Source organism: Chitinimonas sp. JJ19 (assembly GCF_036961565.1).
Taxonomy (GTDB): Bacteria; Pseudomonadota; Gammaproteobacteria; order Burkholderiales; family Chitinimonadaceae; genus Chitinimonas.
The window spans coordinates 78,294-99,506 of record NZ_JBAMDD010000005.1 but is presented as its reverse complement, the minus strand read 5'-3'; the positions used below and the strand labels follow the sequence as shown (position 1 = coordinate 99,506).

Genomic DNA, 21,213 nt, shown 5'->3' with positions numbered 1-21,213 from the left:
CCCGGCCTGCGCCGTGCACCGGGCAGGTGCAAGGCGCGGCAGCAAGCACATGCCGTGGGCGGATAAACGCTGCCCGCAATGCCCGACCGGCCTTACGGGTAGCACCGGGCTAATCCTACCGCGCTCCGGGGGGCGCTGCGTACTCCCCTGGTGCTATTGCCAGTGCCGGTTCGGCCGCATGCCTTGCCCAGCCGGCCACTTGCTGGGCCAGCCAGAGCGGGTCATCCAGCGCCAGATCGTGGCCAGCATAGGGGTGTAGCCGCAGCGGCCAGCCGCTGGCATGTGCCAGCCGCTGCGAGCAGCGCGGGTGTACCAGCTGGTCTTGCTGGCTGTTCAGCAGGATTGCCGGACAGCGGGGCCAGGCTGCAGGGGGGCGGTAGCGGGCGGCGGCGGCCAACTGGCGCAGCAGGTTGCTGGCCGAAACGGGACAGGCCTGCTGCCACTGTTGCCAGTCGTGCAGTACCGCCTGGCGCCGAGCCGGCAGATTGCTGGTGATCTGCAAGATGCCGTGCTCACGCATGGCCGTGTCTTGCCATAGCAGGCGAAGGAGCGCCGGGTAGCGCTGCCAGCGCAGCCGTTGCCAAGGGGGGGCCAAACCCGCCAGGCTGGTGTTCACCAGGGCCAGACTTGCCACCTCCTCGGGGTGGTGGGTGGCCCACTCCAGCGCCACCATGCCACCCAGCGAGATCGCCAGTACCTGTACCGGCCCATGGCGCAAGGTTGTGGCCAGTTGCTGGCGCAACTGGCCTAGCTGCCCTGCAATGCTGCTGGCGCTCGGCTGGCGCCATAGCCGGCCATTGCCGGGCAGGTCCGGGGTGTAGATACGGCTGCCGGTTGCCGCCGCCAGCAGGCCCGGCAGGCTACCCCAATGGCGTGCCTCCCGCCCCAGGCCCCGCAGCAACACCCAGGGGCGCGGCTCAGGCATCGCGATACCACAGGTGCATGGCATCCATGCGGTGGCGGGCGCTACGCAGGTGGCCGGCCAGCCAGCGCTGTTCGCTGCCGGCCAGGCGGGTCAGGAATTCCATGAAGGCAAGGTGGGTGCGCATTACCCGCTGTTGCCTGTGCGGGGCCACTGGGTTGAACACCCCCAGGCGTGAGAACAGCTGGCGCGGGTTCTTGCGTACCCAGTTCCACGAGCCCATTTCCAGGGTCAGCGGCAGGAACAAGCCTTGCCCCAACTGGCGCGACTGCAGGTAAAGGTGGTCCCACAAATCCCCATGGGTCAGGTATTGCCGGCTTTGCGGCTCGAACACATAGCGATGGTGCGGGTAGGCCTGGTCGAACAGGGTCTTGAGGGTGTAGATCTCGCCCAGTACATCGATGGGCCGGCGGCTGCCCGCCAGGGGAAACCAGATTCGGTCGCGCAGCCCAAAGCCCGAATGGCAATCCAGCGCCAGCGCCAGCGGCCGTCCCAGCATCTCGGCGGCCACCACCTCGCACAGCGCCCGGCTTTCGGCCGCCATGTCCTCGCCATCGGGGCCGCGATACCAGGGCAGCCAGCCGCCCAGGCGATGCCCGCCCACCAGCCAGGCCACCGGCTCACTGGCGTTGACGGGGGCATTGCGCATCAGGTCTATCCCGGCCGGGTTGGCACGGCGCCGCTGCAGCATGCCGCCAGGGTTCACCAGCGGCATGAACAGCAGTCGTACCTGGCTCAGCTGGTGTTCCAGCAGTGGGTCCCAGCGCAGCCGCATCAGCAGGTTGTGTATGAAGGCCAGCACCACCTGGGTGCCTATGCGTTCCAGCCCATGCACACCGCCAAAGAAACCCACCACCGGTGCATCCGGCCGCTCGCTGCCCATGCTCAGCAGCTTGACCGGCAGGGCATGCCCACCCGCGCGTACCTCCGCTACGGTCTGTGCACGCAAACAGCCCTGGCCATGCGCGATAAGGCGCTCCAGCTGGGCAAGTTCGGGCAGGCGGTCATAGAGCATGGCGGGCTGGTTCGGCAGGGGGGGCTGCATCCCAGCATAGCCAGCCTGCGCGCCGGTGGCGGTGACGGTTTTCTTACAAGTCCCGCCTAGCCCGCCAGCTTGGGCACGATGCCCGGCATCCTTATCACCTTGCCATCGGGCAGCGTCAGGGGGATGAACATCTCGCGGGCTTGGAAGTGTGGGTCGGCCAGCATGTCGGCCACCGAATAGACCTTGGATGCCGGGACTTCGGCCTGTTTGAGGGCGGCCATGACTTCGTCGTGGCTGTGGCGGCCTACCCACTGGTCTATCACGGCATAGATCTCGTCGCGGCGGGCATCACGGCCGGCGTTGTCCGCCAGGTCGGGGGCTTCCGCCAGATCATGGCGGCCTATGGCACGCATCAGCCGGACAAAGATGGCATCGCCATTGGCGCCTATGGTGATATGTCGGCCATCGGCGGTGGTATGGGTGTTCGAGGGGGTGATGCCGGGCATGATGTTGCCGCTGCGTTCGCGGATAAAACCGTCGTGGTCGAACTCGGGCACCAGGCTTTCCATCATGGCGAAGACGGCCTCGTACAGCGCCACATCGACTATCTGCCCCCGGCCGCCGTTGACCTCGACCTGGCGCAGGGCCATCAGGGCGCCCATGACGGCATAGAGCGCAGCAATGGAATCACCTATCGACACCCCGGTGCGTACCGGTGGCCTGTCGGCAAAGCCGGTCACATAGCGCAGGCCGCCCATGGATTCCCCCACCGCGCCAAAGCCGGGCAGATCGCGATAGGGCCCGCTCTGGCCAAAACCGGAGATGCGCACCATCACCAGCCTGGGGTTGAGGGCGGAGAGGGTGTCCCAGCCCAGGCCCAGTTTTTCCATCACGCCGGGGCGGAAGTTCTCCACCACGATATCGGCGCCGGCACAGAGATCGCGGGCGCGCTGGCGGTCGGCATCAAGCTTGAGATTGAGGGTGATGCAGCGTTTGCCACGGCTCTGCACATACCACCACAGCGACGTACCCTGGTGCAGCCGCCGCCAGCGCCGCAAGGGGTCGCCCTCGGGCGGCTCTATCTTGGTGACTTCCGCACCGAAGTCGGCCATCAGGCGGGTACAGAACGGCCCGGCGATCAACGAGCCAAGTTCGACAACCTTGACGCCAGCCAGGGGTTGCTTGGGATCTGCCATGGAATGCACTTTCAACAATGGAGCGGGAGGGAGCAGGTGACCATGCCGGTGCCGAGGGTGGCGGGATGGCCGGTGCGGGCAGGTGACAGTTTGCCATTCCTGGCGCGAACGTCTAGATAGTTCATTGACGGATCGCGTTCATGGCCATGGGGCCATGGCGGCGTGGTCATAGGCCGTGGGCCAGGAAGGACGCAAGATGAACCGACACGGTGTTACCCCAGATTTGCTTGCAGCGGGTCGCGCTGCGCTGCGGCCTGCCGACCGAGGTGTGGCAAGCAGCAAGCATGAGCGATTTACAGTGCGCCGTGGCGGAATGTCCAATGCCGAGTTTGCCGATTTCACGGTGCAGACCCGCCGCGCCATGGCCAAGCTGGATACCAAGTACACGGCCAACCGGATGTTCACTGAAACCAATGCCACCTTGCGGGCCAGCCATGGCTGGGTGGATATACAGCGCTCTGCCAACGTGAACGATGCCGAAGCACAGATAGCCAACCGGTTTAATCCCAACCTTGGTCTGTATCGGCAAGCCAATGGGCAGCGTGGTGCTGGCGGCATAGGTACCACGGTCAACTGGAATCCGGACAATCTGGTGGTCGGCGGCGAGCGGCGGCCCAATTTCATCGGGCTGGGTCATGAGCTGGTGCATGCCTGGCGCAATGCGCACGGGGCGACCATGTTTCGGCGGTCTGCGGCTGACGAGTTCGTGGCGCCGCAGGCACAAAGGCCGGCGATGCAGCAGGCCAGGATAGTCGCGACCGGTACCGATGAAGGCGAAACCGTGGGCCTGATGCGCCGGCATGGCGAGTGGATGCCCAGCGAGAACCATATTCGGCAGGAGCATTTCCTGCAGCGGCGCCTCGACTATGGTGATTATTTCCGGGATGGCGTCAGGCAGTTCTAGCGCCACCCTTGACTGAGGACGGCGCAGGACCGTGCTGGTCATCTATATTTCTCTGATACCCGGAGGAATACCATGACCTCGCTGCGCTGGCTGATCTGCCTCCTGCTGACGCTGCCTGTCCTGGCCGACAAGCCTGCCAGCGTCACTTTGTGCTTCGAGGATCAGGAGAACTATCCCTGGATATTGCCTGGCCCCAGTGGCTATGTGATCACCATGGTGGAGATGGTCGGCCAGCGCAGCGGCCTGCATGTGGTGCTGGTGGCCAAGCCCTGGAAGCGCTGTCTGGCCGAGATGCAGCAGAACGTGGTCGATGGCGTGGTCAATGCCAGCTTTGTGCCGGAGCGGCTGGAGATGGGGGTCTACCCCATGCGGGATGGCAAGCCGGATATCGACAAGCGCATGCTGGAAATCACCTACTCCCTGTATCGGCCCAAGGAAGGCGAGCTGCATTGGGATGGTAGCCGCTTCAGCAACCTCAAACGCGGCATTGCTGTGCAGTATCGCTTTTCCATCATTGGCCCCTTGCGGGCGGCTGGGGCGAACGTGCTGGAGTTGTCTAAGGACGCCGAGGATGTGTTGCGGCAGGTGCAACTGGGTGTGGCCGACGGTGCCGCCTTGCTGACCCATAACGGCGACCGCTTGTTGCAGGCCAACCCCGAGCTGGCGGCCAATCTGGAAAAAGTCGGTCCACCGCTCGACCGGCGCCCCAATTTCATCATGCTGTCGCGCCGGTTTGTTGCCCAGCACCCGGCGTGGGCCCAGCGCCTGTGGGATACGGTGGCGGTGGTAAGGGAGTCGGCTGAATTCAAGCAGGCCGTGGCGCCCTGGATGCAGAAACCCTGAGCGACCGCTGGTTCAGCCTACCTCCATGATGCGGTCGCGTCCGCCGGATTTGGCATGGTATAGCGCGGTATCGGCCCGGCTGAGCATGGCTTCCACCCCTTCGGGCGGCCGCAGCACGGTCAGGCCCATGCTGGCGGTGACCGCGATGGCCTGGCCGTCGATCAGCAGGGGCGAGTCCCTCAGGTTCTCGCGCAAGCGCTCTGCCAGCGCCTGGCCGGGTTCCAGGCTGCTTTCCGGCAGCAGCACCACGAACTCCTCACCGCCATAGCGCGCCACCACATCGGAGCCACGTGCCGTCTGCCGCAGCAGGCTGGCAAAGTGGCTCAGCACCTTGTCGCCGACCAGGTGACCATGGCTGTCGTTGATGGCCTTGAAATGATCCAGATCCAGCATCAACACCGCCAGCGGCCGCTCGAAGCGGGTGCTGCGCTCGACCTCCCGCTGCGCGGCCTCATAGAAGGCCCGGCGGTTGAGCAGGCCGGTCAGGCCATCGGTCTGGGCCTGGTGGGCCAGGTCGGCATTGAGCTTGAGCAGCAGTGAGGTACGTTCTGCCACCCTGGCTTCCAGGCTGCGCTTGTGTTCGCGTATCTCGCTCATCAGTGCGGCAAAACCGGTGCCCAGCAGGCTCATGATCAGGATGAACTCCTGCCCGCGCATGACCTCTTCGTTCAGCGGCAGCTTGCCGAAGGGATGGTGGCCGCGGGTGATCAGCACGGCTACCGTCATGGCGACCAGGGCCACCCCCAGTGCCGACCAGGCGGGGTGAAAACGGGTGGCCAGGTAGAGCAGCGAGGGCAGCAGGACGGCGGGGGTGACGGATACGCCCTGCAGGGCACCATGCTCGGCCGCGACCAGGGCGGCGGCAACGGCCAGGGTAAAGACCAGCGCCACCAGATCGCCCTGCCGGTACTGGTAGCCGCAGCGGCTGGCGGGCTGGGCCAGGTAGAGCAGCAGGGGCGTCATGATCATATAGCCCAGCGCGTCGCCAAACCACCAGACCCTGGTCATGCTGAGCAGCCCATTTTGGCTGACGCCCAGGCTATACAGGGTAAGCGCCCCCAGGGTACCACCAGCCAGTGCCGCCAGCACGGGGCCGGCCAGCATGAACTTGGCCAGGTCCTCCACCGTGCCCAGTTGGGTGGACATACCGGCGCGGCGCATCAGTAGCCAGGCCAGGGTGGCTTCCAGCGTGTCCACCAGGCCAAAGAAGAAGGAATGCTGCACGGGGTAGTAGGGCAGGTCGCCCAGCATCTCGGCGATGACAGCAAGTACGGCAAAGCGCAGATAGCCTTGGCCTTGGTAGTACAGCAATACCCCCAGCAACACCGCATTGGGGGCCCAGATGATGCCCATGCCCTCAGGCGAAACGGTATAGGCGCCACAAAAGCGGGCAGCGACGAAGTAAAGCAGGGGCAGCAGCAGATAGGCGCCCAGACCTGGGCGTGGCAGCTGCTGCTCGGGCATGGCTTTCCTCTCGCGATGCCGGCAGGGCCGGCGGGTTGGCGGGTATGCCCTGCGTTCGGGGCGAGAACACCCGCGCATGGCATCACCATCCTATTGTAGAGAGGCGGCGCGGCCTTGCCATCCTGCAAATTAGGGATGGAACCAGGCCAGTTGGCCGTGGCAGGACTCGTTGAGTTGGCGAATCAGTGCCTCGGCCGCGCTGGCCGGGAGGCAGAACTGCATGTGTACCAGGCTGGCGTGCTCTACTCCCAGCAACTGCGCGCCGGCGGCACTGAGCTGCCGCCGCACATGGCCCTCCAGGGCATAGGGCAGGCTGCAGTGCAGGGTGCTGAGGGTTTGCAGGGGGATGCGGGGTGCATCCAGCAAGGCCTGGGCGACGGCATCGGTATAGGCTCTTACCAGGCCACCGGCACCCAGCTTGACGCCGCCGTAGTAGCGCACCACGGTGGCCAGTACCCCTTCCAGATCCTGGTGGCGCAGTACATCCAGCATGGGGCGCCCGGCTGTGCCGCTGGGTTCACCGTCATCCACCGCCGCAGAGTGCCCACCTGCCAGCAAGGCCCAGCAGACATGGGCCGCTGCCGGGTGGGCCTGCCGCAGGGCGGCGACGCGGGCCTGGGCGCCAGCGCGGTCGGCCATGGGTTCGACGCAGCCGATAAAGCGGCTTTTCTTGATCAGCAGTTCGCTATGGCAAGGCCCGGTCAGGCTGCTGCTCATGCGCAGTGGGCGTTCCAGTCCTGTATGGCGGCCTTGCGGCTGCTGGCCTGGGCGCTAATGACATTGCAGTTGCCGTTGCGGCCGAACTTGGCACATTCCACCCACCAGCGATTGGAGCCGGCCTTCAATACTTCGCCTGGCGAGCCGCATTTCTTGCAGGGTTTGGGGGTGAGCGGGGTGGCATCGGTCATGGCAGGTCTCTCGGTACGGCAGGGGTGTGGGGCCGCGATGGTAGCGCTTACTGGCTGATTTCGGCTATCTGTGGTGCCAGCCACTGTGCCATGGTGCGGAACATCAGGTCGGGGTCTATCGGCTTGGTGATGGTGTCCTGCATGCCTTCGCGCAGGCAGCGCTCGCGTTCTTCCAGCAGGGCGTGGGCTGTCATGGCGATGACCGGCAAGCGGTCGTAGCGCGTGTCACGCCGCAGGTTCAGCACCGCCTCGTGGCCATCCATCTCGGGCATCTGCAGGTCCATCAGTACCAGCTGGTAGTAATCGGCTGGCTGGGCATGCAGCATGGCCAAGGCCTGGCGGCCATTCTGGGCTACCTCCACGGCATAGCCCTGGGCTTGCAGCAGCTCGACCGCGATCTGCTGGTTGATCTCGTTGTCTTCGGCCAGCAGCACCCTGTAGCCGACTCCTGACTGGGCGGTGTCCACCGTGCTGGCGTCGCCGGGCGCGTGCAGCGCAAACAGGGGCAGCAGGGTGTTGAGCAGGCCGGCCTGGCTGATGGGCTTGGTCAGCACGGCATCCACTCCATGGCTGGCAGGCCGCTGCAGGCTGGACTCATGGCCGAAGGTCGTCACCAGCACGACCTTGGGCGGGTGGCGCAAACGGGCTGCCTGCAGTGCTTCGGCCAGCGCCACGCCATCCATGCCGGGCATATGCCAGTCGCACAGCACCAGATCGTAGGGCGCGTGTGCATCGGCCAGCTTGATGCTGGCCAGGGCGTCCGCGCCGCTATCAGCGGTATCGGCACCGATGGAAAAATGCAGCAGTGCGTCGGCCAGTATCTCGCTGGCAGCACTGTTGTCATCCACCACCAGCGCGCTCTTGCCCTGCAGGGTATCCAGCAGGCCGCGCAGGGTGGGCTGCGGGGCGGCGGGTAGCTGGAAGTCCACCGCGAAATGAAACGCCGACCCTACGCCAACATGGCTTTCCACCGAGATGTCCCCCCCCATCATGCTGACCAGTCGCTTGCTGATGGTCAGCCCCAGACCGGTGCCGCCGTATTTGCGGGTGGTGGAACCATCCGCCTGGGTAAACGGCTGGAACAGCGCGGCTACCTGTGCCTGGCTCATGCCTATGCCGCTGTCGCGCACGGTGAATTCCAGCCGCACCTGGCCGGTTTCCTCGCGCAGCAGCCGGCAATGCAGGTCGATCTGGCCGTGCTCGGTGAATTTGATGGCGTTGTTGGCCAGATTGATCAGCACCTGACCCAGTCGCAAAGGGTCGCCTATCAGTTGGCGGGGGATGTTGAGCGGCACATGGAACAGGTACTCCAGTCCCTTGTCTTGCGCTCGCTGGGCTGTCACGGTCGCCACATTGGCCAGCACCTCGTCGAGTGAGAACTCGATCCGCTCCATGTCCAGCTTGCCAGCCTCGATCTTGGTGAAGTCCAGTACGTCGTTGATGATGGCCAACAAGGAATTGCCGGCCTTGTGGATCTTGCTGACATAGTCACGCTGCTTCGGCGTCAGCTCGGTCTTCAGCGCCAGATAGGCCATGCCGATGACGGCATTCATGGGTGTGCGTATCTCGTGGCTCATATTGGCCAGGAACTCGCTCTTGAGGCGGGAGGCGTTCTCGGCCACCTGGGTGGCCTCACGCAGCGCATCGTAGGCCTGCTTGCGCTCGATGGCACTGCTGATGTGGTTTGCAACAAAGGACAGCACGTCGGCATCGGCGGCGTCATAGAGGTGGTCGGCCTCATAGCTCTGGATGGTCAGCACCCCGCCCAGGCTGCCGCGTATCTGCATGGGCACGCCCAGCCAGCTGTAGAAGGTCAGGTCGCCTGTGGCCTCGGTGATCTCGCCGGCCTGGCTCAGTGCCTGCATGCGGTCACGGTCTATCAACTGCGGCGTGCCACTGCGCAATACATATTCGGTCAACCCGCGCCGCATTGGCACGTCGTATTCCTGCATGGTGTCGCCGTCGCGCTCGTCCACATAGTAGGGGAAGTTGAGCACGCCCTTGGCGGCGTCATACAGGCAGACATAGCAATTGCGGGCGTACAGCAACTCACCCAGCAGGTGGTGTACTGCCTGCAGGAAGTCATAGAACGAATCCCCCGCCGTGGCGCGTTCGGCTATCTGGTAGAACACCCGGTTGAGGGTTTCGCCCTTGCGCCGCTCATGGGCTTCGCGCGCCAGTTCGCGGGTGCGCTCGTCCACCAGCTGGTCCATCCACTGCTGGTGCATCACCCGCTCCAGCGCGACCGCCACATGGCTGGCCATCACGCCAAAGATTTCCTGGTCTTCCTTGCTGTAGCGATATCCCGGCAGATAGGTCTGGGTCACCAGCGCGCCGATGACGCGATCATTGCTGCCGCGCAGCGGCATGCCCATCCAGTGCTCTGCCACCTTGCCGTCGCCCCAGGGCTGCCCGGTGGCAGTACGGTTGCGGTCTTCCTCGGCGGTCATCAGCAAGGGCTGGCCCTGGCGGATCACCCAGGCGGTGGGGCCACTTTCGGCATCACCCAGCTTCTCCCAGGCTTCGGGCTCCGGCGCCGGCTCACACTGGTCCGAGAAGTAGGCATAGCGTATGCGTTCATTGTTCGGGTCGCACACCGCGATATAGCAGTTCTCCGCCATCATCAGGCTATTGAGCTGGCTATGCACCAGGGCGGCGAAACCAGCCAGGTCATGGCCGGCATTGGCCTGGCGGCTCACCGTGAGGATGGCCTGCTGGATGGCTTGCAGGCGTTGCAACTGGCGCTTGAGATCGTCGTCGGAGGGCGGCATATCGGGATAGTGCCTTGCGGGTCAGATATACAGTGTGGCGCAGGGGAGCGTGTAACGAAAGCCCGGGAAGGGCGTAAATATGCCGGCCAGCCGGCGAGGGTTCCGCATCAGCCGGCCAGGCGCAGGCCTGGCGCCAGATCGGCAGCATCCATGCGCAGTTCTATCAGCGCGGGCTTGCCGGTCTGCTGCCGATGGGCCAGCGCCTGAGACAGGGCTGGGCCGAACTGGGCTGTGGTTTCCACCACCAGGCCCAGGGCGCCGAAGCTCTCGGCATAGCGGGCAAAGTCTGGGTTGTGCAGCTGGGTGCCGTAGACCCGGCCCGGGAAGTGCTTCTCCTGGTGCATGCGTATGGTGCCGTACTGGCCATTGTTGAACAGCAATACGATGGGGGCACCGCCGTATTGCAATGCGGTGGCCAGCTCCTGCCCGTTCATCAGGAAATCGCCGTCGCCAGCGAATACCAGCACCGTGCGTTCGGGCGCCACAATGCTGGCCATCACGCCAGCGGGCAGGCCGTAGCCCATGGCGCCCGAGGTAGGCGCCAACTGGCAGCGCCCCCGCTCCTGGCTGCCATAGCGCCAGAAGCGATGGGCCCAGCTGGCAAAGTTACCGGCACCGTTGCAGACCAGGGTGTCGGCCGGGAGTTGCTGGCGGGCTTCCATCACCACCTGCCATAAGTCCAACCGGGCCTGCCTGCCTTGGTAGATGGGCGGTATGCCCTGCCAGGCTTCGTAGTCGGCCCGCGCCGCGGCTGCCCCGGCGGCGTAGCCCGCATGGCGGCAAGGTATCAGCCGCAGCGCGCCTGCCATCTCGGCCATGCCGGCATTGATCATCAGCGCGGCCTGGTAGACCCGCCCCAGTTCCTCCACCCCGGCATGCACATGCACCAGTTGCTGGCGTGGAATGGGGATATCAAACAGGCTGTAGCCTGAACTGGTCATTTCACCGAGGCGGGCGCCCAGGCACAGCACCAGATCGGCCTGTCGCAGGCGCTCGGCCAGCCTGGGGTTGATGCCTATGCCGACATCGCCGGTGTAGAGCGGGTGCTGATTGTCGAACAGATCCTGAAAACGAAAGGCACAGGCCACCGGCAACTGCCAGGCCTCGGCAAACAGGCGCAGGTCGGCACAGGCCTGGCGGCTCCAGCCCGAACCGCCAACGATGATGATGGGCTGCCGGGCGGCGTGCAGCAGGCTGGTGAGCTGAGAGAGTTGGGCCGCCGAAGGGCTGGCCTGCAGCGGCTGATGCGGGCGGGCATCGGCCACGGTGGCGCTGGCGGCCAGCATATCCTCGGGTAGGGCCAGCACCACGGGGCCGGGCCGGCCCGAGGTCGCCAGCTGGAAGGCATGGGCAACCATCTCGGGTACCCGTTCGGCCTGATCTATCTGGGCGACCCACTTGGCCATGCTGCCGAACATGCGGCGGTAGTCGATCTCCTGGAAGGCCTCACGCTCCACCACATCCTGCCCCACCTGGCCGACCAGCAGCACCAGCGGGGTGGAATCCTGCTGGGCTGTGTGTATGCCGATGGCTGCATTGGTGGCACCCGGCCCCCGTGTTACCAGGCAGACACCGGGCTTGCCGGTGAGCTTGGCGTAGGCATCTGCCATAAAGGCGGCCCCACCCTCATGCCGGGTGACGATAAACCGGAAGTCGGCATGGCGATAGAGGCCATCCAGTACCGACAGATAGCTTTCGCCGGGCACCCCGAAAGCCAGGCTGACGCCCTGGCTCACCAGGGCATCGGCAACCAGATGGCCACCCAGGCGGGCTGTGGCCTGGCTCACGGCGCAGCGGGGCAGGTAAGCAGGTTTTCCACCTGGGACAGGCGCGCGCGCTCCAGCGGTTCGGAGGCGGCGCGGGCGCCCAGCCGCTCGTCATTGGTGGGCCGGACGCTCAGCCGCACCAGGCTGCCTTCCTCATAAAAAGCCAGCGTGGTGTGGCCGGAGGGCGGCGATTCAATCCGGTAGTCTATGCCCAGGTTGAGGCAGCGTATCTCGACTGACTTGTCGTCATCGGTGTAGACCACCAGGTTGATGTCGGAATGCGGCCCAGCCAGGCCGGACAGGACCGAGCCGACCAGATAGGGCTTGAATTCGGTGAACAGCCGCATGGCTGAGAGGGCCTTCTTGCGTAGCTCGGTCACCACATCGGCATGGTTGGGGGTGAACAGGCTGCGGTATTCGCGCAGGGCGGCCTCGATCTCGTCGTTGCCGGGCAGGTTCTTGCCCTCAGGCAAGCCCAGCCGCTTGATGGCCTTGCGCTTTGCCAGGGCAAAGTCGTCGATGTGCTCTTCGGCCATCAGACGGGCTGCGAGGTGAATGATCTGTTCGCGCGCGCCGCGCGGTGATCTGTCGTGGTGGCCCATGTCGTCCTCGCTGGCTTGGATGTGGCGGGCTTGTTGCCCGCCGCACATTGGGAACCGCCAAAACCGGCCAGGTTCCCCGGCCGTGTTTCACTGCCCCCTATGCGTTATATGGAGACAGGCCCCGGTTCGCAAGTGCTGCTGCCGGAGTTGGCGTATCGTAGCGCAGCCTTGCCTTGACTACTTGCCTTGCTGCCTACCGGTTGGAATACCACAAAGATGTTGCCAGAAATACGACAAACCACCGCTGTCGCCGATCTGCACTGGCTGCTGACCTCGCCCTCGCTGTTGGCACCGGCCAGTCTGCCGGCCGATGCACTCGCTGGCGATGCTGCCTTGGGCGAGGCCTGGTGGCGGGCGCTGGACAGGACGGCACTGCTGCCAGGGCTGGCTGCCCTGCCAACGGTGGGTCAGGGTTATCGGCTGGGCCGCTACGCCGAAGACCTGATGCGGCTGGCCTTGACCCAACTACCCGGCCACGACCTGCTGGCCAGCCAGTTGGCCGTGCGGGAGGCCGGCCGCAGCCTGGGCGAATATGACTTTCTGCTACGCCCACCTACCGGGCGGGTATGGCATATCGAACTGGCGGTAAAGTTCTACCTGGCCCTGCCCGACCCACAAGGGCCGTTCCTGGTGGGGCCGGGCCTGCACGATGCACTCAGCCTCAAGCTGGCACGCCTGCTGCAACACCAGTTGCAACTACCACATACGCCGGCAGGACAGGCGGCGCTGGATGGCATGGGGCCGGTACAAGCCATGCCCTGGCTGCGCGGGCGCATGTTCTATAGGGAGCCTTCGTCGCCTGCCCCCGCCATGTTGGCTAACGATCATTTGCGTGGCTGGTGGCGCTGCTGGGGTGAGGCATGGCCGCAAACCCGGCCAGACAGCCTGTGGTGTTGCCTGCCCAAGCGGCTATGGCTGGCGCCGCAGCGGGCCGACGGCGAAGCGCCAGACTTGGGTGGTGTACAGGCCCAACTGGCACAACATTTTGCGGTCAGTGCCAGGCCAGTCATGGTGGCCGAGTATGCACCCCTGGCGGCAGGCGGGCAGGAGCTGGCACGCGGCATGGTGCTGCCTGCGGGCTGGCCCGAAGCCGATAGCTTGCGCCTGCTGCGCCGCAAGGTGGCGGAAACACCGGGCGCGGCAGCCCTGGGGTTTTAAGCAGTTGTCCATGGCGCTTGAGCGTGGGGCAATGATGGTGCGGGAGGCGGCTGGATGAACTATGCAGAGGAATGCAGCCTGGGCCACCACTGCTGTGGCAGGTCGATGCCCACTCACCGCCCGACCTGCCGCACGGTGTACCATGCGCCCCCCGCCATTAACGCTATAGTCCCTGGATGTTGTTATCAGGGACTGTGCCTGAGCCATGTCTGATACCGCGATTGCCTCCTCTCCTGCCATAGCCATCATAGGCGGCGGCCCTGCCGGCCTGATGGCTGCCGAGGTGCTGGCACAGGCCGGCTTGGCGGTGGATGTCTACGACGCCATGCCCTCGGTTGGCCGCAAGTTCCTGTTGGCTGGCGTGGGCGGCATGAACATTACCCACTCCGAACCTTTGGCACCTTTTCTCAGCCGCTATGGCGAGCGTGAGCACGAGGTGGGGCAGTTGCTGGCGGACTTTGGCCCTGATGCGCTGTGCGACTGGATACATGGCTTGGGCATTGCCACCTTTGTGGGCAGCTCCGGGCGGGTCTTCCCCACCGATATGAAGGCCGCTCCCCTGCTGCGTGCCTGGCTGCACCGGCTCAAGGGCATGGGGGTGCGCATCCATGTGCGGCACCGTTGGCTGGGATGGACGGCGGATGGCAGCCTGCGGCTGGCTACGGCCGATGGCGAAAAGCACTGCAAGGCCAGCGCCACCGTACTGGCCCTGGGCGGCGCCAGCTGGCCCAGGCTGGGGTCGGATGGTGCCTGGCAACCCTTGCTGGCAGCGCAGGGGGTGGGTATTGCCCCGCTCAGACCAGCCAACTGCGGCTTTGAGGTGGCCTGGAGCCAGCATTTCCGGGAAAAATTCGCCGGAGCCCCGCTGAAATCAGTGGTGTTGTCGTTTGCCGATGGCAGCGGCAAGGAATACCGCAAGCAAGGCGAGTTCGTGATCAGCGATGCCGGGGTGGAGGGCAGCCTGATCTACGCCCATGCTGCCGCCTTGCGTGAGCAGGTGGCTAGGCAGGGGCATGCCACCATCCATATCGACCTGGCGCCTGGGCGTGATCTGGCGCGGGTGCAGGCCGAAGTGGCCCATCCGCGGGGCTCGCGTTCGCTGTCCAGCCATCTGCAGAGCAAGCTGGGTATCACCGGCGTCAAGGCCGGCCTGCTGCGCGAGTGCCTGAGCAAGGAGGCGTACAACGACATGGCCTTGCTGGCGCAGGGTATCAAGGCCTTACCCATCACCCTGGGTGAGCCGCGCCCCTTGGCCGAGGCCATCAGCACGGCCGGTGGCGTGCGGTTCGAGGCCTTGGACCGTGGCTTGATGCTGCGCCAACTGCCCGGCGTATTCTGCGCGGGCGAGATGCTGGATTGGGAGGCCCCTACCGGCGGCTATCTGCTCAGCGCCTGCTTTGCCAGCGGCCGCAAGGCGGGGCAGGGCGTGCTCGATTGGTTGGGGCGAGCGGGCTGAGTAGCCCTGATGCTTGCGACGCGATGCAAGCACCTGTCCAGTGCCTTGCAGCCTACTGCTGTCGACCCCATCTAGGCCGTTGATTCCCTCTAACGCCGAGCCCACCATGCACCAACCCGTCGACCTCGCCAAGGCTTATCGCCTGCTCAACCATGGCCCTACCGTGCTGGTTTCCAGCGCGCACGGCGAGCGCCGCAATGTGATGGCGGCTGCCTGGAGCATGCCGCTGGATTTCTCGCCGCCCAAGATTTCCGTAGTCATAGACAAGCACACCCTGACCCGCGAGCTGGTCGAGGCGTCGGGCGAGTTCGTGCTCAATATCCCCGGCCGCAACCTGGCCCAGGCCACGGTGGCGGTGGGCAATCGTAGCGGCAGGGAGCTGGACAAGTTTGCCGAGTACCAGCTGGCGACCTTTGCCGGCAGCCAGGTTGCGGCACCGCTGCTGGCAGGCTGTGTGGGCTGGCTGGAATGCCGGGTGTTGGCCGAGCGGCATATCCAGCAGGCTTACGATCTATTCATTGCCGAAGTGGTCGCCGCCTGGGCCGACCCGCGCGACTTCAGCGAGGGGCACTGGCATTTCGCAGCGGGCCGAGAGCGCTCCATCCACTATGTGGCCGGCGGCACCTTCTTTGAAACCGGAGAGGCATTTCAGGTGCCCATGCCTTGAGGCCTCTGCCGGCAACGCCGCCTGCCTTGCAAGGCGGTTGCTGGTCACGCGAGGGCGGGGTGGGGGACTCAATCAGGGAAAGCCTGCTGTATCAGGCTGTTTATGATGCATAGCGCTGGATTTTTCCTGGCGCCCGCACAGCCCGACATCAACAATCAATGATTTAAGTCCATAACTAGGCGCTTAAGGCTGGGCCGACCGTATCTGCTTGACCACGCTGTCGGCCAGCGCATTCGGTACTGGGATGGTCAGGTGGTACTGGGCGATCTTCCACTGGCCCGCTTCCTTGCGCAGCACCCCAGTACCCCGGCAACGGCCCAGGCTGGCATTGTCCAGCAGCTCGTCAAAGAAAGCATGGCTGCCGTCCGGTGCCAGGCTGATATGCCGTTCGGCCTGGGTGTAGGTCCAGCCACGGCCCTTGTCGAAATGCGGTTTGGCGTAGGCCTTGAACTGCGCCACGGTCCAGCGCTCACTGGCATCGGTGCCGATAAATACGCCATCTGCGGTAAACAGCGCGAAATAAGGCTCGAACTGCGCCTTGGCGGCAGCGCCGTGGAAACGATCCAGTACGGCGCCGACTTCGACACGGTCATCGGCATGGGCCAGCGGGGCAATCAGCATAAGCAGGGTCAGTAGCGCACGGCGCAGCAGGGGCATGGCGGTTATCCGGGGTGGGGGTGCTTATACGCGCAGCAGCACCATCTTCAGCGGGTGCTTGCCATCATGGCTGGGGAAGTCGCTTTCCGGGGTGATCCATTCCACCTCGCGCACCGTGCGGCCCGCCTTGGTGGCGCTACGCTGCAGCAGGTCCAGCCAGGCGTCGGCATCCACCTGGGCCACATTGTTGCAGCAGATCAGGGTGCCGCCTTCAGCGGTGGCCAGCAGGGCAGGCTTGAAGACCGAGGAGTAGTCGTTGACCAGATCCACTACGCCGAACAGGCTCTTGGCATAGCGGGGCGGATCCAGGAACACCAAGTCGAACTGCTTGGCTTCCAGCTTGGGGAAGGGGGGCATGCGCTTGCCGCGCACCATGGTGGGCTGGCCCAGGCCCGACAACTGGCGCACGGCGGGGAAGACATCGCTCTGCACAAAACGGGGGCGTATGGGCAGGTTGTTGAGGCGGGCATTCTGCTTGCCCACGCGCAGGCTGGATTCAGCGAAGTCCACATTCACCACATGGCTGGCACCGGCCTTGGCGGCGGCGATACCTATGCCGCAGGTGTAGGCAAACAGATTCAGCACAGACTTGCCCTCGGCCTCCTGCATCACCCGGCGGCGGCCGGCGCGCATGTCCAGAAACAGCCAGGGGTCCTGACCGCCATGGCGGGCCTGTACATGGTAGCTCACGCCCAGTTCCTGGAACTCGCGTGGCAGCATGGCGGCTTCCAGTTCATCTTCGGGCAAGGGGTTGCCTATGCGCGAGTTGGCGCCGCTGCGGTCGTTGTAGACCATGGCGAGACCGGGGCTGGCATGCTCGTAGAAGTCTTCTATCTCGTCCAGTTGGGCTGGGCTCAGGCTGCTGTGGAAAGTCTGCACCAGCAGCAGGCTGCCATAGCGGTCTATGGTGAGGCCGGCTTCACCTTCCACGCTGCCATGGAACAGTCGGTAGGCATCGGTGGCTTCACCGTGCAGGCGGGCCAGCAGCTCGGTACGGGCATCAAAGGCGGCTTGCAGCAGCGGGGTCAGGGTGGTGCTGGACATGAATACTCCGGGTCAAGCGCCGGTACACCGCAGGGCGGGCCAGGCGCTTCAATTAGATCAATCGATCATTTTAACCTGTCCGGCGCGGCTAACCACTTAATAATGCGGTGGAATCTCATGCTGCGGGCTGCCCTTGCTGCCGTCGGGCGTGCGCATCTGGTCGTTCAGGCGGCGCAGTTCCTGTGCCAACCACTCCATTTGCTGCTGCTGGCGGGCGACCACGCGGTTCAGCTCATCCAGTAGATCGTCCTGCAACGCCAGGCGGATTTCCAGTTCGGTAATGCGATCTTCCATGACCTACTCGCTTTCAAAAGACGGGCGGAGCTTACCGATTTTTGCTTAGCCGCGTAGCATTCCGGTCTTGATAGGTGAAAAGCATCGTTATGACCGAGAAGTACGACATCCGCCCCGACCAGTCCGTTGAGTTGCTCAAGGCGCTGCATATCCTGACCCGCGACGGCAAGCTCAACCAGGATAGCCGGCGCAAGCTCAAACAGGTCTACCACCTGTTCAACTTCATCGAGCCCCTGCTGCAGGCGGCGCTGGCGGTCCACCCTGATATCCGGCTGGTGGATCACGGTGCCGGCAAGTCCTACCTGGGTTTTATCCTGTACGACCTGTTCTTCAAGGCACAGGCGCCCGACGGCCTGATCTACGGCATCGAGACCCGCGACGAGTTGGTCAGCCGATCGCGCGAGCTGGCCGACAAGGCGGGCTTCAAGGGCATGCGCTTTCTCAATCTGTCGGTGGCCGATTCGATCAGCTCCAGCGAGCTGCCTGAGCGCATAGACGTGGTAACGGCCCTGCATGCCTGCAATACCGCGACCGACGATGCCATCCGCTTTGCCCTGGCCAAGGGGGCGCAGAGCATCGTCCTGGTACCTTGCTGCCAGGCCGAGGTGGCGGCTGCGCTGCGCAAGCACAAGGGCAGCATGCTGGCCAATCCGCTGACCGAGATTTGGCGGCATCCCATCCACACCCGTGAATTCGGCAGCCAGCTCACCAATGTATTGCGCTGCCTGCAGCTGGAGGCCCATGGTTACCAGGTGACAGTGACCGAGCTGGTGGGCTGGGAGCACTCGATAAAGAATGAACTCATCATTGCCCAATACCAGAACCGGCCGCGCAAGCAAGCTGCCCAGCGGCTCAATGCGGTGCTGGCCGAAGTGGGGCTGCAGGATATGCAGGCGCGCTTCTTCGTACCGGCGCCTTAGTGGGGTGAGTTAGGTGCTTAGTATTTGCATACTACAAGCGCTGCGTATCCCGCCTGTCGCGGCTTTGGGCCCTTTATCGCAGCAGTGGGCGAGTGGTCGGTCTGCACAGTAGAATGGTGGGCTACTGACAAGCTCGGAAGCCGCCGCAATGAATGACGCACTGCGCGATACCCTCGCCATCAACCCGCTGCTGCAAGATTGGCATACGCCCTATGGCCTGCCCCCGTTCGACCAGGTCGATGCCGGACATTTCATTCCGGCGTTTGATCTGGCCATGCCGGCCCACCTGGCCGAACTGGATGCCATCGCCAGCCAGGCTGCGCCCGCCAGCTTCGACAATACGGTGGTGGCTTTCGACGCTGCAGGCCGTCTGCTCACCCGCATAGAGCTGCTGTTCGACAATCTTGCCTCCAGCGAGACCTCGCCGGCCTTGCAGGAGGTGGAACTGATCATGGCGCCGCGTATCGCGGCGCATAAGAACGCCATCTACATGCATGCCGCGTTGTTCAGCCGCATAGACGCGCTGTACGGCCAACGCGCCGAATTGGGCCTGGATAGCGAGCAACTGCGCCTGCTGGAGCGCATCCACCTGGATTTCGTCCGTGCCGGCGCCAAACTGCCGGAGGACAAGCGCCAGCGCTATGGCGAGGTGATGGAGGCGCTGGCCGGCCTGTGCACCCGCTTTACCCAGAATGTGCTGGCCGACGAAGCCGGTTTCTCGCTGCAGCTCAAGGATGCTGCTGATCTGGCAGGCCTGCCGGACTTCCTGCTGGCATCTGCCCAGGGCGCAGCCCGCCAGCTGGGCCTGCCCGAAGGCAGCCACGCCATCACCCTGTCGCCTTCACTGGCAGAACCCTTCCTGACGTTTTCCTCGCGCCGCGATCTGCGCGAGATAGTCTGGCGCGAACGGGTGGCCCGTGGCGCCCATGCTGGCGAACACGATAATCGCCCGCTGGCTGCCGAGATCATGGCGCTGCGCCAAGAGCAGGCTGCGCTGCATGGCTATGCCAGCTATGCCGACTATGAGCTGGTGGACCGCATGGCCGGCAAGCCGGCCGCCGTGCATGATCTGCTGAGCCGCGCCTGGGAGCCTGCCAAGCGCAAGGCCGAGCAGGATCGCCTGGCGTTGACCGAGATGGCCCGCTCGCTGGGCGAGCCGACCCCGATCGCAGCCTGGGATTGGCGCTATCTGGCAGAGAAGGTCAGGCAGCAGCGCTACGATCTGGACGATGCCGAGATCAAGCCCTACTTTGCGCTGGAGAACATGATTGCCGCCATGTTCGACTGTGCCGGCAAATTGTTCGGCGTACGTTTCGTGGAACAGCAGGGCATCCCGCTTTACCACGCCGATGCCCGCCTGTGGGAAGTGCGCGACCGCGCTGATCAGCTGATAGGCCTGTTCATCGGTGACAACTACGCCCGGCCCAGCAAGCGCAGTGGCGCCTGGATGAGCATCTTCCGCAGCCAGAGCGGTATCGCTGGCGGGACGCTGCCCATCGTCATCAACAACAACAACTTTGCCAAGGCCGACACCACGCTGCTGAGCGCGGACGACCTGCGCACCCTGTTCCATGAGTTCGGCCACGGCCTGCATGGCCTGCTGTCGCAGGTACGCTACGAGCATCTGGCCGGCACCCAGGTGCTGAGCGATTTTGTTGAGCTGCCCTCGCAGATATTCGAGAACTGGGCTGACGAGGAGTCCGTGCTCAAGCAGCATGCCCGGCACTACCAGACCGGCGAGGCCATTCCCGCCGCGCTGCTGCAGAAACTCAAGGCGGCACGCCAGTTCAACCAGGCTTGGGCCACCATCCAGTATGTGGCGCCAGCCTTGATAGACATGGCGCTGCATTCGCTGCCCAACGGCACCGAGGTGGACATCGCCGCCTTCGAGGCCGAGCAATGTGCAGCGCTGGGTGTGCCCGAGGACATCGGCCTGCGCCACTATCTGTCGCATTTCCAGCACTTGTTTGCCGGCCCCGGCTATGCCGCTGGCTACTATGTGTACATGTGGGCCGAGGTGCTGGATGCCGATGGCTACGACGCCTTTATCGAAGCCGGCGACCCCTTCCATGCCGAGACGGCAGAGCGGCTGTACCGCCATATCTACAGTGCCGGCAACAAGCAGGAGCCTGCCGCCGCCTACCGGGCCTTCCGTGGTCGCGACCCCAAGGTCGAGCCCATGCTGGCCAAGCGGGGCCTGATCTGATGATGCGACCGGCCGATTACGCCCAGGCGCAGCTCGATTGCTACAACCAGCTCGACCTGGAGGGCTTCCTGGCCCTCTATGCAGATGATGTGGTGGTGCATGAATTCCCCGCCACGCCGCTGCTGGAGGGCAAGGCTGCCCTGCGCGAGCGCTATGGCCGCATCCTGTTCCCGGGTTCCACCGTGCATGCCGTGGTGACCCAGCGCATGGTGGTGGGCAATCGCGTCATCGACCATGAGCAGATCACCGGTCACCCCATCATGGGTGATGCCTCACTGGTGGTGATCTACCAGGTGGGGGCGCAGGGTATAGAGCGGGTCTGGTTCATGCGCTGAGCACTTTGTGGGCGTAAGCTATCAAGGGGCTAAAGTCGGCACCAACGCCGACTGCGCTTGAAGCATGAACCAAGGGCCGGCGCAGACCGGCCCTTGGTTTGTCTGGCGCCGGCGC

At 64.6% G+C, this 21,213-nt stretch carries 20 protein-coding genes; 8 read left to right on the top strand and 12 right to left on the bottom strand.

Features of this window, described 5'->3' with window-relative positions:
* Window positions 1–115 precede the first annotated feature (115 nt).
* The 3 genes from V7714_RS08030 to V7714_RS08020 are packed head-to-tail and all read right to left on the bottom strand — an operon-like array spanning window position 116 to window position 3,103.
* Window positions 116–925, bottom strand: coding sequence for an alpha/beta fold hydrolase (locus V7714_RS08030; RefSeq protein WP_335709250.1), 810 nt, complete (start codon window positions 923–925; stop codon window positions 116–118).
* Window positions 918–1,967 carry a M14 family zinc carboxypeptidase gene (locus tag V7714_RS08025; RefSeq protein ID WP_335709249.1) on the bottom strand — a complete coding sequence of 350 codons (1,050 nt, stop codon included), beginning with the start codon at window positions 1,965–1,967 and terminating at the stop codon, window positions 918–920. Before V7714_RS08025 ends, V7714_RS08030 begins: the two co-directional genes overlap by 8 nt.
* 56 nt (window positions 1,968–2,023) lie before the next feature.
* Window positions 2,024–3,103 (bottom strand): CaiB/BaiF CoA transferase family protein, encoded by a 1,080-nt coding sequence (locus V7714_RS08020; protein WP_335709248.1) that lies wholly within the window; start codon window positions 3,101–3,103, stop codon window positions 2,024–2,026.
* 313 nt (window positions 3,104–3,416) lie between these two features.
* On the opposite strand from V7714_RS08020, the gene V7714_RS08015 reads away from it, so the two are divergent.
* Window positions 3,417–4,007: a M91 family zinc metallopeptidase gene (locus V7714_RS08015; protein WP_335709247.1), complete on the top strand. Its 591-nt coding sequence runs from the start codon at window positions 3,417–3,419 to the stop codon at window positions 4,005–4,007.
* A 72-nt stretch (window positions 4,008–4,079) separates the two neighbouring features.
* Window positions 4,080–4,850, top strand: a complete 771-nt coding sequence (locus tag V7714_RS08010) for a substrate-binding periplasmic protein (RefSeq protein WP_335709246.1) — start codon at window positions 4,080–4,082, stop codon at window positions 4,848–4,850.
* 12 nt (window positions 4,851–4,862) lie between these two features.
* On the opposite strand, the gene V7714_RS08005 is transcribed toward V7714_RS08010, so the two are convergent.
* The 6 genes from V7714_RS08005 to V7714_RS07980 all read right to left on the bottom strand — a co-directional run bounded on the left by V7714_RS08005 (window position 4,863) and on the right by V7714_RS07980 (window position 12,295).
* On the bottom strand, window positions 4,863–6,314 hold the full coding sequence (locus V7714_RS08005) for a sensor domain-containing diguanylate cyclase (protein ID WP_335709245.1): 1,452 nt from the start codon (window positions 6,312–6,314) through the stop codon (window positions 4,863–4,865).
* A 129-nt stretch (window positions 6,315–6,443) separates the two neighbouring features.
* Window positions 6,444–7,031, bottom strand: coding sequence for an IMPACT family protein (locus V7714_RS08000; RefSeq protein ID WP_335709244.1), 588 nt, complete (start codon window positions 7,029–7,031; stop codon window positions 6,444–6,446).
* Window positions 7,028–7,222: a Lar family restriction alleviation protein gene (locus V7714_RS07995; RefSeq protein ID WP_284195184.1), complete on the bottom strand. Its 195-nt coding sequence runs from the start codon at window positions 7,220–7,222 to the stop codon at window positions 7,028–7,030. Before V7714_RS07995 ends, V7714_RS08000 begins: the two co-directional genes overlap by 4 nt.
* 47 nt (window positions 7,223–7,269) lie before the next feature.
* Window positions 7,270–9,993, bottom strand: coding sequence for a GAF domain-containing hybrid sensor histidine kinase/response regulator (locus V7714_RS07990; protein ID WP_335709243.1), 2,724 nt, complete (start codon window positions 9,991–9,993; stop codon window positions 7,270–7,272).
* A gap of 107 nt (window positions 9,994–10,100) precedes the next feature.
* On the bottom strand, window positions 10,101–11,780 hold the full coding sequence (locus V7714_RS07985) for a thiamine pyrophosphate-binding protein (protein ID WP_335709242.1): 1,680 nt from the start codon (window positions 11,778–11,780) through the stop codon (window positions 10,101–10,103).
* The gene (locus V7714_RS07980) at window positions 11,777–12,295 is read right to left on the bottom strand and encodes a nucleotidyltransferase domain-containing protein (RefSeq protein ID WP_335709241.1); all 519 of its coding nucleotides are present in this window, start codon (window positions 12,293–12,295) and stop codon (window positions 11,777–11,779) included. Before V7714_RS07980 ends, V7714_RS07985 begins: the two co-directional genes overlap by 4 nt.
* A gap of 282 nt (window positions 12,296–12,577) precedes the next feature.
* On the opposite strand from V7714_RS07980, the gene V7714_RS07975 reads away from it, so the two are divergent.
* The 3 genes from V7714_RS07975 (at window position 12,578) to V7714_RS07965 (ending at window position 15,642) form a co-directional block, all read left to right on the top strand.
* Complete coding sequence (locus V7714_RS07975) at window positions 12,578–13,519, top strand: DUF1853 family protein (protein ID WP_335709240.1); 942 nt, start codon at window positions 12,578–12,580, stop codon at window positions 13,517–13,519.
* Between the two features lie 205 nt (window positions 13,520–13,724).
* Window positions 13,725–14,975, top strand: a complete 1,251-nt coding sequence (locus tag V7714_RS07970; RefSeq protein WP_335709239.1) for a TIGR03862 family flavoprotein — start codon at window positions 13,725–13,727, stop codon at window positions 14,973–14,975.
* 106 nt (window positions 14,976–15,081) lie between these two features.
* Window positions 15,082–15,642, top strand: coding sequence for a flavin reductase family protein (locus tag V7714_RS07965; RefSeq protein WP_335709238.1), 561 nt, complete (start codon window positions 15,082–15,084; stop codon window positions 15,640–15,642).
* A 183-nt stretch (window positions 15,643–15,825) separates the two neighbouring features.
* On the opposite strand, the gene V7714_RS07960 is transcribed toward V7714_RS07965, so the two are convergent.
* The 3 genes from V7714_RS07960 to V7714_RS07950 form a co-directional block, all read right to left on the bottom strand.
* Window positions 15,826–16,299, bottom strand: a complete 474-nt coding sequence (locus tag V7714_RS07960; protein ID WP_335709237.1) for a nuclear transport factor 2 family protein — start codon at window positions 16,297–16,299, stop codon at window positions 15,826–15,828.
* A 24-nt stretch (window positions 16,300–16,323) separates the two neighbouring features.
* Window positions 16,324–17,343 carry a class I SAM-dependent rRNA methyltransferase gene (locus V7714_RS07955; protein WP_335709236.1) on the bottom strand — a complete coding sequence of 340 codons (1,020 nt, stop codon included), beginning with the start codon at window positions 17,341–17,343 and terminating at the stop codon, window positions 16,324–16,326.
* Window positions 17,344–17,439: 96 nt separating this feature from the next.
* Window positions 17,440–17,637, bottom strand: coding sequence for a SlyX family protein (locus V7714_RS07950; RefSeq protein ID WP_335709235.1), 198 nt, complete (start codon window positions 17,635–17,637; stop codon window positions 17,440–17,442).
* 89 nt (window positions 17,638–17,726) lie between these two features.
* On the opposite strand from V7714_RS07950, the gene V7714_RS07945 reads away from it, so the two are divergent.
* The 3 genes from V7714_RS07945 (at window position 17,727) to V7714_RS07935 (ending at window position 21,098) form a co-directional block, all read left to right on the top strand.
* Window positions 17,727–18,557, top strand: coding sequence for a class I SAM-dependent methyltransferase (locus V7714_RS07945; RefSeq protein WP_335709403.1), 831 nt, complete (start codon window positions 17,727–17,729; stop codon window positions 18,555–18,557).
* Between the two features lie 148 nt (window positions 18,558–18,705).
* A complete protein-coding gene (locus V7714_RS07940; protein ID WP_335709234.1) occupies window positions 18,706–20,763 on the top strand; it encodes a M3 family metallopeptidase in 2,058 nt (685 codons plus the stop codon).
* On the top strand, window positions 20,763–21,098 hold the full coding sequence (locus tag V7714_RS07935) for a nuclear transport factor 2 family protein (RefSeq protein WP_335709233.1): 336 nt from the start codon (window positions 20,763–20,765) through the stop codon (window positions 21,096–21,098). Before V7714_RS07940 ends, V7714_RS07935 begins: the two co-directional genes overlap by 1 nt.
* The last annotated feature ends 115 nt before the right edge of the window (window positions 21,099–21,213 follow it).

What these genes read in the sequence shown, in the direction of transcription:
- V7714_RS08030 (WP_335709250.1), bottom strand. Translation starts at nt 925, where the DNA reads ATGCCTGAGCCGCGCCCCTGGGTGTTGCTGCGGGGCCTGGGGCGGGAG.
- V7714_RS08025 (WP_335709249.1), bottom strand. Translation starts at nt 1,967, where the DNA reads ATGCAGCCCCCCCTGCCGAACCAGCCCGCCATGCTCTATGACCGCCTG.
- V7714_RS08020 (WP_335709248.1), bottom strand. Translation starts at nt 3,103, where the DNA reads ATGGCAGATCCCAAGCAACCCCTGGCTGGCGTCAAGGTTGTCGAACTT.
- V7714_RS08015 (WP_335709247.1), top strand. Translation starts at nt 3,417, where the DNA reads ATGTCCAATGCCGAGTTTGCCGATTTCACGGTGCAGACCCGCCGCGCC.
- V7714_RS08010 (WP_335709246.1), top strand. Translation starts at nt 4,080, where the DNA reads ATGACCTCGCTGCGCTGGCTGATCTGCCTCCTGCTGACGCTGCCTGTC.
- V7714_RS08005 (WP_335709245.1), bottom strand. Translation starts at nt 6,314, where the DNA reads ATGCCCGAGCAGCAGCTGCCACGCCCAGGTCTGGGCGCCTATCTGCTG.
- V7714_RS08000 (WP_335709244.1), bottom strand. Translation starts at nt 7,031, where the DNA reads ATGAGCAGCAGCCTGACCGGGCCTTGCCATAGCGAACTGCTGATCAAG.
- V7714_RS07995 (WP_284195184.1), bottom strand. Translation starts at nt 7,222, where the DNA reads ATGACCGATGCCACCCCGCTCACCCCCAAACCCTGCAAGAAATGCGGC.
- V7714_RS07990 (WP_335709243.1), bottom strand. Translation starts at nt 9,993, where the DNA reads ATGCCGCCCTCCGACGACGATCTCAAGCGCCAGTTGCAACGCCTGCAA.
- V7714_RS07980 (WP_335709241.1), bottom strand. Translation starts at nt 12,295, where the DNA reads ATGGCCGAAGAGCACATCGACGACTTTGCCCTGGCAAAGCGCAAGGCC.
- V7714_RS07975 (WP_335709240.1), top strand. Translation starts at nt 12,578, where the DNA reads ATGTTGCCAGAAATACGACAAACCACCGCTGTCGCCGATCTGCACTGG.
- V7714_RS07970 (WP_335709239.1), top strand. Translation starts at nt 13,725, where the DNA reads ATGTCTGATACCGCGATTGCCTCCTCTCCTGCCATAGCCATCATAGGC.
- V7714_RS07965 (WP_335709238.1), top strand. Translation starts at nt 15,082, where the DNA reads ATGCACCAACCCGTCGACCTCGCCAAGGCTTATCGCCTGCTCAACCAT.
- V7714_RS07960 (WP_335709237.1), bottom strand. Translation starts at nt 16,299, where the DNA reads ATGCCCCTGCTGCGCCGTGCGCTACTGACCCTGCTTATGCTGATTGCC.
- V7714_RS07955 (WP_335709236.1), bottom strand. Translation starts at nt 17,343, where the DNA reads ATGTCCAGCACCACCCTGACCCCGCTGCTGCAAGCCGCCTTTGATGCC.
- V7714_RS07950 (WP_335709235.1), bottom strand. Translation starts at nt 17,637, where the DNA reads ATGGAAGATCGCATTACCGAACTGGAAATCCGCCTGGCGTTGCAGGAC.
- V7714_RS07945 (WP_335709403.1), top strand. Translation starts at nt 17,727, where the DNA reads ATGACCGAGAAGTACGACATCCGCCCCGACCAGTCCGTTGAGTTGCTC.
- V7714_RS07940 (WP_335709234.1), top strand. Translation starts at nt 18,706, where the DNA reads ATGAATGACGCACTGCGCGATACCCTCGCCATCAACCCGCTGCTGCAA.
- V7714_RS07935 (WP_335709233.1), top strand. Translation starts at nt 20,763, where the DNA reads ATGATGCGACCGGCCGATTACGCCCAGGCGCAGCTCGATTGCTACAAC.